Below are 13,530 nucleotides of genomic sequence, written 5' to 3'. Positions count from 1 at the left end.
CTCTATCGGAGGCGTTAAGAGGGGGCCCTTCCTTTCACGCGAACGGAGTGAGCGTGACCCCCGCGTCGAGGAGCGCGGCCCGCACCAGCTCCGCGCAGCGCACCGCGCCGGGGGTGTCGCCGTGCAGGCAGATCGACTCGACCGGGGCGGGGATGACCGTCCCGTCCACGGCGACCAGCGTCCGCTCGACGGCCATCCGTACCGCCCGGACGGCCACCTGCTCCGGGTCGGTCACCAGCGCGTCCGGCGAGCTGCGCGGCACCAGCGAGCCGTCGGGCAGGTAGTTGCGGTCGGCGAACCCCTCGGCCACCACCCGCAGGCCGGCGCCGGCCGCGAGCTGGGCCAGCACGGTGCCGGGCTGGCAGAGCACCGGCAGCTCGTGGTCGTACCCGCTGATCGCCGCCACCAGCGCGGCGGCCTGGCCCTGGTCGCGGGCCGCCGCGTGGTAGAGCGCGCCGTGCGGTTTGAGGTAGCGGACCCGGGTGCGGTACAGGCGGCAGAAGGCGTCGAGCGCCCCGAGCTGGTAGATCGTCTCGTCGCGCAGCTCGGCGAAGTCGTACGCGATGTGCCGCCGGCCGAAGCCGGCGAGGTCCCGGTAGCCGACCTGCGCGCCCACCGCGACGCCGCGTTCGGCGGCGCCGGCGCAGACCCGGTGCATGGTGGCCGCGTCGCCGGCGTGGAAGCCGCAGGCGACGTTCGCGGAACTGATCAGGTCGAGCAGTGCGTGGTCGTCGCCCAGCCGCCAGCTTCCGAATCCCTCGCCCAGGTCAGCGTTGAGGTCCATGGAACGTCACCGTAGTGCCTGGCCGGGCCTGGGCGAGCGCTGTCACGTCGTCCACCACCCCGATGACCGGGTACCCCCCGGTGGTGGGGTGGTCGGCCAGGAAGACGAGCGGCCGGCCGTCCGGCGGCACCTGCACCGAGCCGAGCACCAGGCCCTCGCTGGGCAGTTCGCCGGCGACCGCGCGGGTCAGGCCCGCGCCGGCCAGCCGCGCGCCGACCCGGTTGCTGTCCGGGCTCACCGTGTACGCGTCGCGGCACAGCAGGTCCATTGCCTCGGGGGTGAACCAGTCCTGCCGGGGGCCGGGGCGCACGGTGAGCCGCAGTTCGTCCGGGACCGCCGGGACGACGGCGAGGTCGACCGGGGCGGGTGGGCCGGCCGGGGCGCCGAGGGGCAGCCGGTCCCCGTCCCGTAGCGGCGGCGGTCCGAGGCCGGAGAGCGTGTCGGTGGCGCGGCTGCCGAGCACCGGCTCGACGGCGATTCCGCCGCTGACCGCGAGCCAGGTACGCACCCCGGCGCGGGCCGGTCCGACGCGCAGCACCGCCCCGGCGGGCAGCGCGAGTGGCCGTCCCACGTCCCCCGGGCGTCGCTGTGCGGCCCCGGTCCGCCATTCGACGGTCACGTCGGCCGGGGCGCCGGTGAGGGCCACGGCCACCGCCCGGGTGAAGCGCAGCGCGCAGCCGGTCATGGTGATCTCCAGTCCGGCGGCGCGCTCGTCGTTGCCGACGAGCCGGTTGGCCAGGCGCAGGGCGGCCGGGTCGAGGGCGCCGGAGCGGGGTACGCCGAGGTGCGCCCACCCGGGTCGGCCCTGGTCCTGGACGGTGGTGAGCGCCCCGGCGCGCAGCACCTCGATCACAGCGCGTCGACCAGCCGGACGCGGGTGCCGGGGGTGAGCCGGGCCGGCGGGTCGGCGTGCACGTCGAACAGTGGCAGGTCGGTGCGGCCGACGAGCAGCCAGCCACCGGGTGACGCGGTGGGGTAGATGCCCGCGTACGGGCCGGCGAGCGCGATCGAGCCGGCCGGCACCCGGGTACGCGGCGTGGCGAGCCGGGGCACCGCCAGCTCGGGCGGCAGCCCGGTCAGGTACGCGAAGCCGGGCGCGAACCCGCAGAACGCGACCCGGAACTCGGTGCGCCGCAGCCGGTCGACGACTGCCGGCACGTCGACGTTCCAGTGCCCGGCGACGCGCGGAAGGTCCTCGCCGTCGTACACGACGGGAACCCGGACCTCGGCGCCGGCCGTGCCGGACGCGGTGGTCCGTGGGCGCCAGCCGGCGATCCGCGCGGCGGCCGCGTGCGGGTCCGGTACGCCGTCGAGCAGCACGGTGACCGCGCCGGGGACGATCTCGGTGGCGGTCAGCTCGCCCGCCTCGCGCCGGAGCCACAGTTCGGCCCGCCACACCTGTGCCTGCTCCGGGTCGTCGCAGTCGAGCAGTAGGGCGTGTGCCCCGACCGGCCGGATCCGCATCCGGTCATCCTCCCGCCGGCTGACGTGACGGTCCACACTACTTGCAAGTAACCTACGGCGTCGTAACCTATTGAGGTGACGACCTCCGCACCGTTCCGGCTCCGGCCGGCAGACATCGGGAAGCCGCGCATGCGCGGCTGGCTGCACGCGTACGCGTTCTTCGCCGCTCTCGTCTGCGGCATCGTGCTGTGTTCGATCGCCGCCAGTCGTCCCGGCTGGGCGCCGCTGGTGAGCTGCCTGATCTACAGCTTCACCGTGTGCGGGCTGTTCGGCACCAGCGCGCTCTACCACCGGCGGGTCTGGTCCGAACGCGGCTACCAGATCATGCGCCGGATGGACCACTCGATGATCTTCGTGTTCATCGCCGGCACCTACACACCGTTCTGCGCCCTCCTGCTGGACGACCGGCAGGCCACGATCATGCTGAGCCTGGTCTGGGGCGGCGCGATCGCGGGCGTGGCGGTCAAGTTGATCTGGCCGCACGCGCCGCGCTGGGTCTCCGCCCCGCTCTACCTGGCGCTCGGCTGGGTCGCGGTGGCCATGCTGCCGCAGATCCTGCACGCCGGTGGCGTCACCGCGCTGGTGCTGCTGAGTGTGGGCGGCGCGATCTACAGCGTGGGCGCGGTGTTCTACGCGCTGCGCCGGCCGAACCCGTGGCCCACCGTCTTCGGGCACCACGAGTTCTTCCACGCCTGCACGCTCGTCGCGGCGATCTGCCACCACATCGCGATCTACTTCGCGTTGTTCGCCTGAGCCGAGCCTGAACCGCGCCGGACCCCGGACATGCGCGAGGGCCCCGCGCCGTTGCGGGGCCCTCGGGTTCTCGGGGGTCAGGCCGGGTAGCCCGAGCCCGGGCGGCGCACCTCGCGGTACTCCTCGCGCACGACGCGGTCGTCGCGCACCGGCACCACCTGCTCGGCGACCACCTGCTCGCGCACCGGGGCGGCCACGACCCGGCGACGGCTGTTCCAGAAGTAGAGCGTGGTGAGCAGGCCGGCGACGCCGGTGAGCATGAGCACCCAGCCCACCACGTTGAGGTTCAGCCATCCCAGGTTGGCGTCGACGGCGAACGCGAAGATCGCACCGAGCGCGATGAGGAAGATGCTGGCACCGATGCCCATGACGTCGCCTCCTTGGCGTTCTGCTGGCGTTTCCTGCCCGCCGCGGCCATGGATGAGGTAGCGGCACTCATCGACATACCCAGGCGCTTTGATCGTCAATCAGGCAAGCTGGGCGGTATGACGGACGGCAGGAACGGGCAGCGGACGCTGGTGCTGCTGCGGCACGCCAAGGCCGAGCAGTCCGCGGACGGCCGGGACGCGGAGCGGTCGCTCACCGCGCGGGGTCACGCCGACGCGGCGTCGGCCGGCGCCTGGCTGGCCCGGCAGGGGCTGCTTCCCGACGTGGTGCTCTGCTCGCCGGCCCGGCGCACCCGGCAGACCTGGCACGACGTGGCGATGGGCATGACCGGCTCGCCCCCGGAGGGCGGCCCGGCGGGTTCGGTCCCGGCCGTGCGCTACGAGGCGACCGCGTACGACGCACACCCGGACCAGTTGCTGGAGTTGGTGCGGACGGTCGAGCCGACCGCCGGCACTGTGCTGCTCGTGGCGCACAACCCGGGGGTCTCGCTGCTCTCGGCGCTGCTCGACCCGCAGCGGGCCGACCCGGACGGGCTGCGTACCACCGATCTCGTGGTGCACCGGCCGACGACCCGGTGGGCCGAGCTGGCCCCTGGCGGCGCGCCACTCACCGCCCGCCACACCGCCCGCGCCTGACCGGTACGACTCAGACCCGGCTGTCGTAGGCCGCCCGGTTGGCGAACACGTCGTCCATGTGCGTCTCGGCCCAGTCCTTCAGTCCCTGGATCGTCTTGAGCAGCGAGAGCCCGAGCGGGGTCAGCTCGTAGGTGACGGTCACGGGCACTGTCGGCTCGACGGTGCGGGTCACCAGACCGTCGCGTTCCAGGGCGCGCAGCGTCTGGGTGAGCATCTTCTGACTGACGCCCGCGAGCGTGCGGGACAGCTCCGAATACCGCATCGGGCGCGGGACACCTGCGCAGTCGGCACCGAACCGGTGCGAGCCGTCGCTGCGCAGCGCGGCCAGCACCAGCGTGACCCACTTGTCGGCGATCCGGTCGAGCAGTTGCCGGCTGGGGCATCGGGCCAGGAACGCGTCGTACTCGGCCTTGCTCATCTCTGCTCCTGCCGCCCTCTCCAGCCACGCCCGGTGAGCTACGCACTTTTAGGTGCCTACTTCCCAATAGAAAGCTACACCCCGATAGTGGAGGCGGCGCCGCGACCCGGCGGCGCCACGAACGCACCGAGAGGTACACGCATGGCCCCCACCACCCTTCCCGGCGGCACCTGGACGCTGGGCGACCTGACCGTCACCCGGTTCGGCTACGGCGCGATGCAACTCGCCGGCCCCCGGGTCATGGGACCGCCCGCCGACCACGACGGCGCCCTGGCGGTGCTGCGCGAGGCGGTCGCGCTCGGCATCACCCACATCGACACCAGCGCGGCGTACGGGCCGTACGCCACCAACCGGCTGATCCGGGAGGCGCTGCACCCGTACCCGGAGTCGCTGCACGTCGTCACGAAGGTCGGCGCGGACCGGGACGAGCAGGGCCGCTGGCCCACGGCCCGGGATCCGCAGAGCCTGCGCCGGCAGGTCCGGGAGAACCTGGAGACGCTCGGCGTGGACGCGCTCGGCCTGGTCAACCTGCGGCTCGGTGACGCCACGGGCCCGCGGCCCGGGTCGCTCGCCGTGGCGCTGGAAACGCTCGCCGCGCTCCAGCAGGAGGGTCTGATCCGCCACCTGGGCCTGAGCAACGTGACGCCGGAGCAGGTGGCCGAGGCGCGGGGGATCGCGCCGATCGTCTGCGTGCAGAACCAGTACAACCTGGCCCACCGCGGCGACGACGACCTGATCGACGAGCTGGCCGGGCACGGTGTCGCCTACGTGCCGTTCTTCCCGCTCGGCGGCTTCACGCCGTTGCAGTCCTCGGCGTTGTCGGCGGTGGCCGAACGCCTGGGGGCGACGCCGATGGGCGTCGCCCTGGCCTGGCTGCTGCGGCGCTCGCCGAACATCCTGCTGATCCCCGGCACCAAGTCCATCGCGCACCTGCACGAGAACGTCGCCGGTGCGGGGCTGACCCTCTCCGGCGACGACCTCGCCGAACTGGACCGGATCGGGCGCTGAGCCGCGGCGTCAGGACGGCGGAGCCGTCGGCGGTGGCGGGTCGGGCGGCGGCGGCATCATCGCGGTCGGATGCGAGAGCCGGTTCTCCTCCACGATGAGTGTGCGGGCCCGCTTGCGGCGGTCCTGCCAGAACCACAGTGTGGTCAGGAGGACACCCAGCCCGGCCAGGATGAACACCCACCCGACCGCGCGCAGGTCGATCCACCAGACGTTGGCCCGGATGGCGAAGGTCATGATCGCGCCGAGCGCGATGAGAAAGATGGCGCTACCAATGCCCATGTGCGCTGCACTCCCCCGTGCGATGGCCTTGGGCGTACTCCGGTCGTGGTCCGCGACGGTTACCCGCCACCGGGCCGCCTATCCACCCCGGGCGTACGCACGACGACGGCCGGCGGGCTGGTGCCCGCCGGCCGTCGTCATGAGGGGGAGAGTGACGTTTCAGGGGTGAAAGCCCCCGGAAGGGCTCAGAAAGCCTCCTCCGGGAGGTCCATGATCTCAAGGTCGGCACCCTCGATGATCCGCCGGTCGGCGCCGATGCGGGGCAGCACCTCGCGGGCGAAGAACCGGGCGGCGGCGACCTTGCCGGTGTAGAAGGACTTGTCGGCCGCGGAGACCTCGCCGGCCAGCGCCTTCAGCGCCACGTCCGCCTGCTTCTGCAGCAGCCAGCCGACCACCAGGTCGCCGATCGCCAGCAGGAAGCGGCGGCTGCCCAGGCCGACCTTGTAGAGCGCGCGGGTGTCGCCGCCCTGGGCCTCACCCAGCCAGCCGGTCATCACGCCGAGGATGTTCTGGATCTCGGCGAGCGCCTTGCCGAGCGCCTGACGCTCCTCCTTGAGCTGGCCGTTGCCGGCCTCCGAGGCGATGTGCTCCTGGATCTCGGCGGCGACCGCCATCAGGGCCTTGCCGTTGTCCCGGACGATCTTCCGGAAGATCAGGTCGAGGCTCTGGATCGCGGTGGTGCCCTCGTACAGGGTGTCGATCTTGGCGTCCCGGACGTACTGCTCCAGCGGGTAGTCCTGGAGGAAGCCGGAACCGCCGTAGGTCTGGAGCGACTCGTGGCCGAGCAGCTCGTACGCCCGCTCCGAACCGACGCCCTTGACCAGCGGCAGGAGCAGGTCGTTGACGCGCTTGGCCAGCTTGGTGGCCTTCTCGTCACCGGCCGCCTCGGCGACCGCGACCTTGTCCTGCCAGCTCGCGGTGTAGCAGACCAGCGCGCGCAGACCCTCGGCGTACGACTTCTGCAGCAGCAGCGAGCGGCGCACGTCCGGGTGGTGGGTGACGGTCACCCGCGGGGCGGTCTTGTCCGCCATCTGGGTCAGGTCGGCGCCCTGCACCCGGTTCTTGGCGTACTCCAGCGCGTTGAGGTAGCCGGTGGAGAGCGTGGCGATCGCCTTGGTGCCGACCATCATCCGGGCATACTCGATGATCATGAACATCTGGCGGATGCCGTCGTGCTTCTCGCCCAGCAGCCAGCCCTTGGCCGGTACGCCGTGCTCGCCGAAGGTCACCTCGCAGGTGTTCGAGACCTTCAGGCCCATCTTGTGCTCGACGTTCGTGGCGTAGACGCCGTTGCGCTCGCCCAGCTCGCCGGTCTCGGCGTCGAAGTGGTACTTCGGCACGACGAACAGCGACAGGCCCTTGGTGCCCGGGCCGCCCACGCCCTCGACGCCGACCGGGCGGGCCAGCACGTAGTGCACGATGTTGTCGCTCAGGTCGTGCTCACCGGAGGTGATGAAGCGCTTCACGCCCTCGATGTGCCACGAGCCGTCCGGCTGCTGGATCGCCCGGGTACGGCCGGCACCCACGTCGGAGCCGGCGTCCGGCTCGGTGAGGACCATGGTCGAGCCCCACTGCTTGTCGATGAACAGCCGGGCCCACTTCTTCTGCTCCTCGGTGCCCTCGACGTGCAGCACGTGCGCGAAGGACGGGCCGGAGGCGTACATCCAGACCGGGGCGTTGGCGCCGAGCACCAGCTCGGCGAGCGACCACCAGAGGGCGCGCGGGGCGTTGGTGCCGCCCAGGTCCTCCGGCAGGTCCAGGCGCCAGAACTCGGAGTCCATGAACGCGTTGTACGACTTCTTGAACGACTCCGGCAGCGGCGCGGTGTGCGTCGCCGGGTCGAAGACCGGCGGGTTGCGGTCGCTGTCCGAGTAGCTGGCAGCCAGGTCCTCGCGGGCGAGGCGGTCGACCTCGGAGAGGAAGCTGCGGGCGGTGTCGACGTCCAGGTCCGTGTACGGCGCCTGGCCGAACGTCCGGTCCGCCCCGAAGACCTCGAACAGGTTGAACTCGAGGTCCCGCACGTTGCTCTTGTAGTGGGTCATGCTCGCTGGCCCCGCTTCCCGGACAGGTGTTACCGATCAGTAACTCCAGACTGTATTACTCGCCGGTAGGCAACGACAAGCCGATCGTGGAAGTGACAGCGATTACACACTTCCCGTTCATCAGTCGGCGGCGCCGACCTCCCAGCTCGGAACCGGGGTGGCGGTGACACTGCGCGGGCCGACGTACTCCATCAGGACCAGCGCGATGTCGTCGTCGAGCCGGCCGTGCACCCATTCGACAAGGGCCGTCTCCAACGAGGCCAGCCCGTCCGCGACGGTGCCGTGGCCGAGCAGCCGCCAGGCCCGGTCCGCGGTGGGGAAGAACTCGCCGTCCCGGCGCGCCTCGCCCAGCCCGTCGGTGAACAGCAGCAGCCGGTCGCCGGGTTCCAGCCGCTCCACCCGGGGCCGGACCACGGGCATGAAGCCGAGCGGCGGCGCGGGCGCGGGCGGCTCCAGCGGGATCACCGCGCCCCGGCGCAGCAGCAACGGCGACGGGTGCCCGCAGTTGACGATGGTGAGCGTGCCGCCACGCTCCTCGACCAGCGCCGCGGTGACGAAGTCCTCGTCGCCGACGTTGCGGGCCACCGCACGGTCCAGGTCGGTCACCACCGCGCGCAGGTCCGCCCGCTCGTACGCGACGTGCCGGTAGGAGCCGAGCACGATGCTGGCCAGGCGTACCGCGTCCAGGCCCTTGCCCCGCACGTCACCGATGATCATCCGCACGCCGTACGGGGTGTCCATCACCTCGTACAGGTCGCCGCCGATCTCGGCCGTGGCGGTGGAGGAGATGTACCGCGCGGCCACCGCGAGCGTGCCGACCTGCGGGCCGAGCGGTCGCAGCACCGCCTGCTGGGCGACCGAGGCGAGCCGGGACAGCTCTGCGATCCGGTCCGCCTGACGCTGGCGTATCGCCGCCGTGGCAGCCGCGATCGCGGTCGCCGCCCCGACAGCTGTCACGTTGACCACCGTCACCAGCGGGCTGCCCCGTTCGGCGACGGCGAAGCCGATCCCGATGGCGGTGGCCAGGCCGCCGACCGCGAGCACCACCCGCCAGGACGCCAGTGCCGCCGCGAGGAACGGCGCGACCACCATCAGCGCGAGGTAGTGCGCCGGGCGGCCGTCCGCCAACTCCACCGCGACCACGATCGCGAGCAGCGCGAGGGCCGCGCCGAGACCGGCGCGGGATCCGGGACTCAGCGGGCCTCGGCCCGGCTGGAAGGGTTGCGTGCGTACATCGGACAGCATGCCTGATGGACGTGAACGGGAGAATGAACCTGGCCCGTCGGTCGTGGAAGTTCTGCCCGAGTGGCTGGTCAGCCGAGCACCTCGTACCGGACGTTCACGTGGCCGAGGCCGGTGGCGGCGATGGTCGCGAACGCGGCGCGGGACAGGTCCAGGCACCGGCCGTCGATGAACGGGCCGCGGTCGTTGATCCGCACCACCACCGACTTGCCGTTGTCCGGGTTGGTGACCCGGACCTTGGTGTTGAACGGCAGCGTCTTGTGCGCGGCGGTCAGCGCGTTCGGGTTGAACGTCTCACCGTTCGCCGTCATCTGACCCTCGGCGTAGAAGGAGGCGCCGCAGGAGCCGCTGTCCACGACCTTCGGGCTGCTCGTCTTCTTCGCCGTCGGCGACGGCGCGGCGGTCCGGGCCTTGCTCCGGGAGGCCGCCTGGGTGCGGCTCGCCTTCGGGCTCGGGGTGGCCTTCGGCGACGGGCTGAGGCTCGCGCTCGGCGAGGCCGACGCGGTCGGCGAGGGAGCGGCCGACGTGGGGGCGGGCGTGCTGGGCAGCGTCTCGACCACGGCCGGCTCGGCGGGCGGCTCGGCGGAGGTGAGCCGCACGGCGCCGACGGTGCCGCCGACCGCGAGCGCCACGCCGACCGCCGCGGTCGCGGCGATGGCGGCGGGCGAGGAGAACGTGCGGGTACGAAGGTGCCTAGCAGCCACCGGCCCGGTCCTTTCGTCAACTGAACAAACCGGCCCGGACCGTAACGAGAGAAGCACTTCCGAAGTCAACGTGATCATGGTGTTATGCCCGTATTTACCCTGGTACGTGTACCCGATCACGCCACACTCGATCGGCCGAACGGCCCACCGATCCGCCAGGATGGAAACCGTGCTGAGTCGTCGCCTGGTCGAGCTGTTCGGGTGGATCGACCCCGGCCCGGGCAGCACCCACCTGGTCAGCGACATCTCCGGCTGGTGGCGTGACCCCGAGGTGCTGGCCCAGGTCGGTCCGGCGGTGGCCGGGCTGTTCCCCGAGGATCACCCGAGCGTCGTGATCGCCCCCGAGGTGACCGGGCTGCTGCTCGGCCCGCTGGTCGCGGTCGCCGCCGGGGCCGGCTTCCTGCCCGCCTACAAGGACGGTGGCGAACGGCGCCGGGTCGGGCCGACGCGCTGGGCGCAGACACCCCCCGACCACCGGGGACGGCTGCTGCGGGTCGGCGTGGACGGCCGGCGGCTGCACCCCGGCGACCGGGTGCTGCTGGTCGACGACTGGGTCGACACCGGTGCACAGCTCGACGCGCTGTGCCGGGTCGTCCGGGACGCCGGGGCCGACCTGATCGGCGCCGCCGCGCTGGTCGCGACCTGCCCGCCCGAGGTCGCCGAGCGGCTGAGGCTGCGCGCCCTGGTCACCGGCGCCGACCTGCCGTGAGCCCGCCGGCGGTGGCGGGGCGTGCCGTAGCGTCGGCGGCATGTGGCCCCGCATCGGTGGATTGCGCGCACTCGCCCTCGGCACGCCCGGCGAGCTGCGTACCCGGCTCAACACCCTGGTCCTGTCCGGCGTGAAGACCGCCACCGCCGGGCTCGTGCAGGAGTACGACGACGAGAACGAGGAACTCGAGTACGCCGGCGAGCGACTGGTCCTGGTCGACGACCACGACGGGTTCGTCGCCGTGATCGAGGTGACAGGCGTCGAGGTCGTGCGCTTCGCCGACGTGCCGTGGGACTTCGCCCGCGCCGAGGGCGAGGGCGACCGGTCGATCGAGGAGTGGCGCGAGGGCCACGGCGCCTACTGGGCCCGGCAGGGCACACCGGTCACCGACGACACTCGGATCGTCTGCCTCCGGTTCCGGTTGGTCTCGACCGAGGGCAGCGTCGGCACCTAGCCCGCCCGGCGCAGCTCCGGCAGCAGCGCCGCCGCCTCCACCAGCACGGCCTCGTCGCCGGCGTACCAGCTGCTGGCCCGGGGCCAGTGCGTCACCACGTCGGTGAAGCCCAGCCGGGCCGCCCGGCCCACCTGCTCGGCCAGGAAGTCGGCGCTGGTCAGCGAGAACACCGGCGCCGAGTCGAGCGACAGGTAGCGGTCGAGCGTCGCCGGGTCACGGCCGGCCTGCTCCAGCGTGCGCGTCATCCGGTCCGCCAGCTCCGCCACCGTGCCCCACCACGCCTCGACGTCGTCGCCGCCGAGCCCGGTGGTGACCCAGCCCTGCCCGAACCGGGCGACCAGCCGCATCGAGCGCGGGCCGTTCGCGGCCAGCACGAACGGCACCCGGGGCTGCTGGACGCACCCCGGGTTGTTGCGCGCGTCCACGGCGGTGAACCACTCCCCGCGCCAGGTCGTGCCGTCCTCCCGCAGGATCGCGTCGAGCAGCTCGGTGAACTCGGCGAACCGGTCCACGCGCCGGCGGGGCGGCAGCGTCTCGCCGCCGAGCACCGCCGAGTCGAAGCCGATGCCGCCCGCGCCGAGGCCGAGCAGCACCCGGCCGTCCGACACGTCGTCGAGCGCGGTCACCTGCCGGGCGAACGCCGCCGGGTGCCGGAAGTTCGGCGAGGCGACGAGCGTCCCCAGCTTCACCCGGGACGTCACGCCGGCCGCCGCGGTGAGCGTCGTCCACGAGTCGAACCACGGCCCGTCGACCAGGTCACGCCAGCCCAGGTGGTCGTAGGTCCAGGCGTGGTCGAAGCCCCACTCGTCCACCTGGGCCCACCGCCGACGTGCTTCCGACCAACGCTGGTCGGGCAGGATCACGATGCCGATTCGCATGATCGCCAGGGTACGACCCGGGCCGGACATGCCGGCCCGGGTCGCGGGGATCACGCCGCCAGGTCGGCGACCACGCAGGCGATGTTGTCCGGCGCGCCGGCCGCGTACGCCAGCTCGACCAGGCGCCCCACGGCGGCCGCCGGATCGTCCGCCTCCGCCAGGGCGGCGTGCAGCGCGCCCGGCTCCACCACCGCGGAGAGACCGTCGGAGCAGAGCAGATAGCGGTCGCCGGGCAGCGCGGTCCGCAGCGCCAGGTCCGCCTCCACCTCCGCGCCCGCGCCGAGCGCCCGGGCCAGCAGCGCCCGCTGCGGATGGGCCCCCGCCTCGGCCGGCGTGAGCCGTCCCTGGTCGACGAGCGTCTGCACGTACGTGTGGTCCTGGGTGAGCCGGGACAGCTCGCCGCCGCGCAGCAGGTACGCCCGGCTGTCCCCGACGTGCACCAGGGCGAGCCGGGTGCCACGCCGCACGAGCGCGGTGAGCGTGGTGGCGGGCTGGTCGGCGTCGGTGGCGTGCGCGCGTACCGCCCGGTCGGCCCGGGTCACCGCGTCGGCCAGCGCGCCGAGCAGATCGACCTCCGGCGTGTCCGCCTGCTCCAACGGCCGCAGCGCCTCCACCGCCGCAGCGCTGGCAGTGGACCCGGCCGGACCGCGTACGCCGTCGGCCACCGCGAGCAGTGCCGCGCTCGCGTACGCGGTGTCCTCGTTGGAGTCGCGGACCGTGCCCGTCTCGCAGCGCGTCGCGTACCGGAAGGTGGTCTCGGACATGGTGGTGCCCCTCTCGCTGAGCCTGTCGACGAGGAGCGCGACGGCCCGGCCGCGCGCCGCGGTGTCCGCGCTGACCCGCCGCCACCAGGCGCCGAGCGCCTCAGCGGCGGCAGCGGGCGGCAGGCCGCAGACGGTACGGATCTCGGCCAGCGGCATCCCGGCCCGGCGCAGCCCGGCGATCAGCCGCGCCCGGTCCCGCTGCTCCGGCGCGTAGTAGCGGTAGCCCGAGTGCGGGTCCACCGCGGCCGGGGGCAGCAGCCCGCAGTCGTCGTAGATGCGCAACGCCTTGGCGCTCAGGCCGGTCGCGCGGGCGAACGCGCCGATCGTCAGCAGTCGCACCGTGTCCTCCCTCGCGCTCCTCGTGCCGGTCACCGCGACCGGCACCGATCACGCTGGGCCTTGCCGCAGGGGACGGGTCAAGGCGTCGTCGCCGCCAGCTTGGTCAGCATCCGCCCCAGATGCGGCTCGATCGTGCCGGCTGGCGCCTCGTTCACCTCGGCCGGCGTCCACCAGCGGATGCCGGCGAACTCCACCGGATCGGGCGTGAACCGCTGGTCACGGCGGGCGGACAGCACGTACCAGAGGCTGACGTCGGTGTGCCGCTGATCCGGCGGGCCGACCGTCTCGGTGACGGTGAGGAACGCCGGGCGCTCACCGGACGGTGGCGCGAAGACCGCCGCCACGCCCAGCTCCTCGCGCACCTCGCGGCGTACCGTGTCGGCCGGGTGCTCGCCCGGCTCGACGTGACCGCCGCTGGGCAGCCACATCCCGGCCAGGCGGTGGTCGACCAGCAGCACCGCGCCGTCGGCCGGGTCGCGGAGCAGGAAGTACGCGACCAGGTGCGGCGACGGCGTACGCGGCTTGGCCCGGCGGAAGATGTCCTCCGTGCCGGCCAGCCACGTCAGCGCCGCCTCCCGGTGCCGCGCCTCCTGCTCGTCCCCCGGTGTCAGTTCCTCGACCAGTGCCCGGATCTCGTCCCGCATCCCGCCGATGCTGCCAGCCGGGTACG

The 13,530-nt window shown here is 73.1% G+C and carries 17 protein-coding genes; 5 read left to right on the top strand and 12 right to left on the bottom strand.

The genetic code is table 11. The features are described from left to right. Positions 1-34: 34 nt before the first annotated feature. Genes KSK32_RS12970 through KSK32_RS12960 form a run of 3 tightly spaced genes read right to left on the bottom strand, consistent with a single transcriptional unit; the run spans position 35 to position 2,248 of the window. Positions 35-784, bottom strand: coding sequence for a LamB/YcsF family protein (locus KSK32_RS12970; protein ID WP_216931461.1), 750 nt, complete (start codon positions 782-784; stop codon positions 35-37). Further along, a complete protein-coding gene (locus KSK32_RS12965) occupies positions 768-1,637 on the bottom strand; it encodes a biotin-dependent carboxyltransferase family protein (protein ID WP_216931460.1) in 870 nt (289 codons plus the stop codon). Before KSK32_RS12965 ends, KSK32_RS12970 begins: the two co-directional genes overlap by 17 nt. Continuing rightward, positions 1,634-2,248: an allophanate hydrolase subunit 1 gene (locus tag KSK32_RS12960; RefSeq protein WP_216931459.1), complete on the bottom strand. Its 615-nt coding sequence runs from the start codon at positions 2,246-2,248 to the stop codon at positions 1,634-1,636. Before KSK32_RS12960 ends, KSK32_RS12965 begins: the two co-directional genes overlap by 4 nt. A 75-nt stretch (positions 2,249-2,323) precedes the next feature. On the opposite strand from KSK32_RS12960, the gene KSK32_RS12955 reads away from it, so the two are divergent. Further along, positions 2,324-3,001 (top strand): hemolysin III family protein, encoded by a 678-nt coding sequence (locus tag KSK32_RS12955; protein WP_018785539.1) that lies wholly within the window; start codon positions 2,324-2,326, stop codon positions 2,999-3,001. Between the two features lie 77 nt (positions 3,002-3,078). Here KSK32_RS12955 and KSK32_RS12950 read toward each other — a convergent pair whose 3' ends face one another. After that, positions 3,079-3,369 carry a DUF6458 family protein gene (locus tag KSK32_RS12950; protein WP_216931458.1) on the bottom strand — a complete coding sequence of 97 codons (291 nt, stop codon included), beginning with the start codon at positions 3,367-3,369 and terminating at the stop codon, positions 3,079-3,081. Positions 3,370-3,486: 117 nt separating this feature from the next. Between KSK32_RS12950 and KSK32_RS12945 the strand changes: the two genes are divergently transcribed. Beyond that, positions 3,487-4,023 carry a histidine phosphatase family protein gene (locus KSK32_RS12945; RefSeq protein ID WP_216931457.1) on the top strand — a complete coding sequence of 179 codons (537 nt, stop codon included), beginning with the start codon at positions 3,487-3,489 and terminating at the stop codon, positions 4,021-4,023. A 10-nt stretch (positions 4,024-4,033) separates the two neighbouring features. On the opposite strand, the gene KSK32_RS12940 is transcribed toward KSK32_RS12945, so the two are convergent. Further along, the gene (locus KSK32_RS12940; protein ID WP_216931456.1) at positions 4,034-4,441 is read right to left on the bottom strand and encodes a helix-turn-helix domain-containing protein; all 408 of its coding nucleotides are present in this window, start codon (positions 4,439-4,441) and stop codon (positions 4,034-4,036) included. A 141-nt stretch (positions 4,442-4,582) separates the two neighbouring features. Between KSK32_RS12940 and KSK32_RS12935 the strand changes: the two genes are divergently transcribed. Beyond that, positions 4,583-5,449: an aldo/keto reductase family oxidoreductase gene (locus KSK32_RS12935; protein ID WP_216931455.1), complete on the top strand. Its 867-nt coding sequence runs from the start codon at positions 4,583-4,585 to the stop codon at positions 5,447-5,449. A 9-nt stretch (positions 5,450-5,458) separates the two neighbouring features. On the opposite strand, the gene KSK32_RS12930 is transcribed toward KSK32_RS12935, so the two are convergent. The 4 genes from KSK32_RS12930 to KSK32_RS12915 form a co-directional block, all read right to left on the bottom strand. Beyond that, entirely contained in the window at positions 5,459-5,728 is a 270-nt protein-coding gene (locus KSK32_RS12930) for a DUF6458 family protein (protein WP_013283345.1), read from the bottom strand. Positions 5,729-5,913: 185 nt separating this feature from the next. After that, positions 5,914-7,770, bottom strand: coding sequence for an acyl-CoA dehydrogenase (locus KSK32_RS12925; protein WP_216931454.1), 1,857 nt, complete (start codon positions 7,768-7,770; stop codon positions 5,914-5,916). Between the two features lie 120 nt (positions 7,771-7,890). Continuing rightward, the gene (locus tag KSK32_RS12920) at positions 7,891-9,015 is read right to left on the bottom strand and encodes a PP2C family protein-serine/threonine phosphatase (RefSeq protein ID WP_216931453.1); all 1,125 of its coding nucleotides are present in this window, start codon (positions 9,013-9,015) and stop codon (positions 7,891-7,893) included. A gap of 68 nt (positions 9,016-9,083) precedes the next feature. Further along, positions 9,084-9,716 (bottom strand): septal ring lytic transglycosylase RlpA family protein, encoded by a 633-nt coding sequence (locus tag KSK32_RS12915; protein ID WP_216931452.1) that lies wholly within the window; start codon positions 9,714-9,716, stop codon positions 9,084-9,086. A 160-nt stretch (positions 9,717-9,876) separates the two neighbouring features. Between KSK32_RS12915 and KSK32_RS12910 the strand changes: the two genes are divergently transcribed. Both KSK32_RS12910 and KSK32_RS12905 read left to right on the top strand, forming a co-directional pair. Further along, positions 9,877-10,425 carry a phosphoribosyltransferase family protein gene (locus KSK32_RS12910; RefSeq protein WP_216931451.1) on the top strand — a complete coding sequence of 183 codons (549 nt, stop codon included), beginning with the start codon at positions 9,877-9,879 and terminating at the stop codon, positions 10,423-10,425. A gap of 40 nt (positions 10,426-10,465) precedes the next feature. Next, positions 10,466-10,879, top strand: coding sequence for an ASCH domain-containing protein (locus tag KSK32_RS12905; protein ID WP_216931450.1), 414 nt, complete (start codon positions 10,466-10,468; stop codon positions 10,877-10,879). Here the strand turns inward: KSK32_RS12905 and KSK32_RS12900 are convergent. The 3 genes from KSK32_RS12900 to KSK32_RS12890 form a co-directional block, all read right to left on the bottom strand. Then, a complete protein-coding gene (locus KSK32_RS12900; protein WP_216936046.1) occupies positions 10,876-11,787 on the bottom strand; it encodes an LLM class flavin-dependent oxidoreductase in 912 nt (303 codons plus the stop codon). The two genes, KSK32_RS12905 and KSK32_RS12900, sit on opposite strands and share 4 nt — an antisense overlap. Before the next feature lie 20 nt (positions 11,788-11,807). Beyond that, a complete protein-coding gene (locus KSK32_RS12895) occupies positions 11,808-12,860 on the bottom strand; it encodes a MerR family transcriptional regulator (protein WP_216931449.1) in 1,053 nt (350 codons plus the stop codon). A 77-nt stretch (positions 12,861-12,937) separates the two neighbouring features. Then, complete coding sequence (locus KSK32_RS12890) at positions 12,938-13,504, bottom strand: NUDIX hydrolase (RefSeq protein ID WP_216931448.1); 567 nt, start codon at positions 13,502-13,504, stop codon at positions 12,938-12,940. Between the last annotated feature and the right edge of the window lie 26 nt (positions 13,505-13,530).

The organism is Micromonospora sp. WMMB482 (assembly GCF_019038635.1).
In the GTDB taxonomy this organism is placed as follows: domain Bacteria; phylum Actinomycetota; class Actinomycetes; order Mycobacteriales; family Micromonosporaceae; genus Micromonospora; species Micromonospora marina.
Note: the sequence above shows the minus strand (reverse complement) of the source record. Positions and strands in the feature narration are given on the sequence as shown.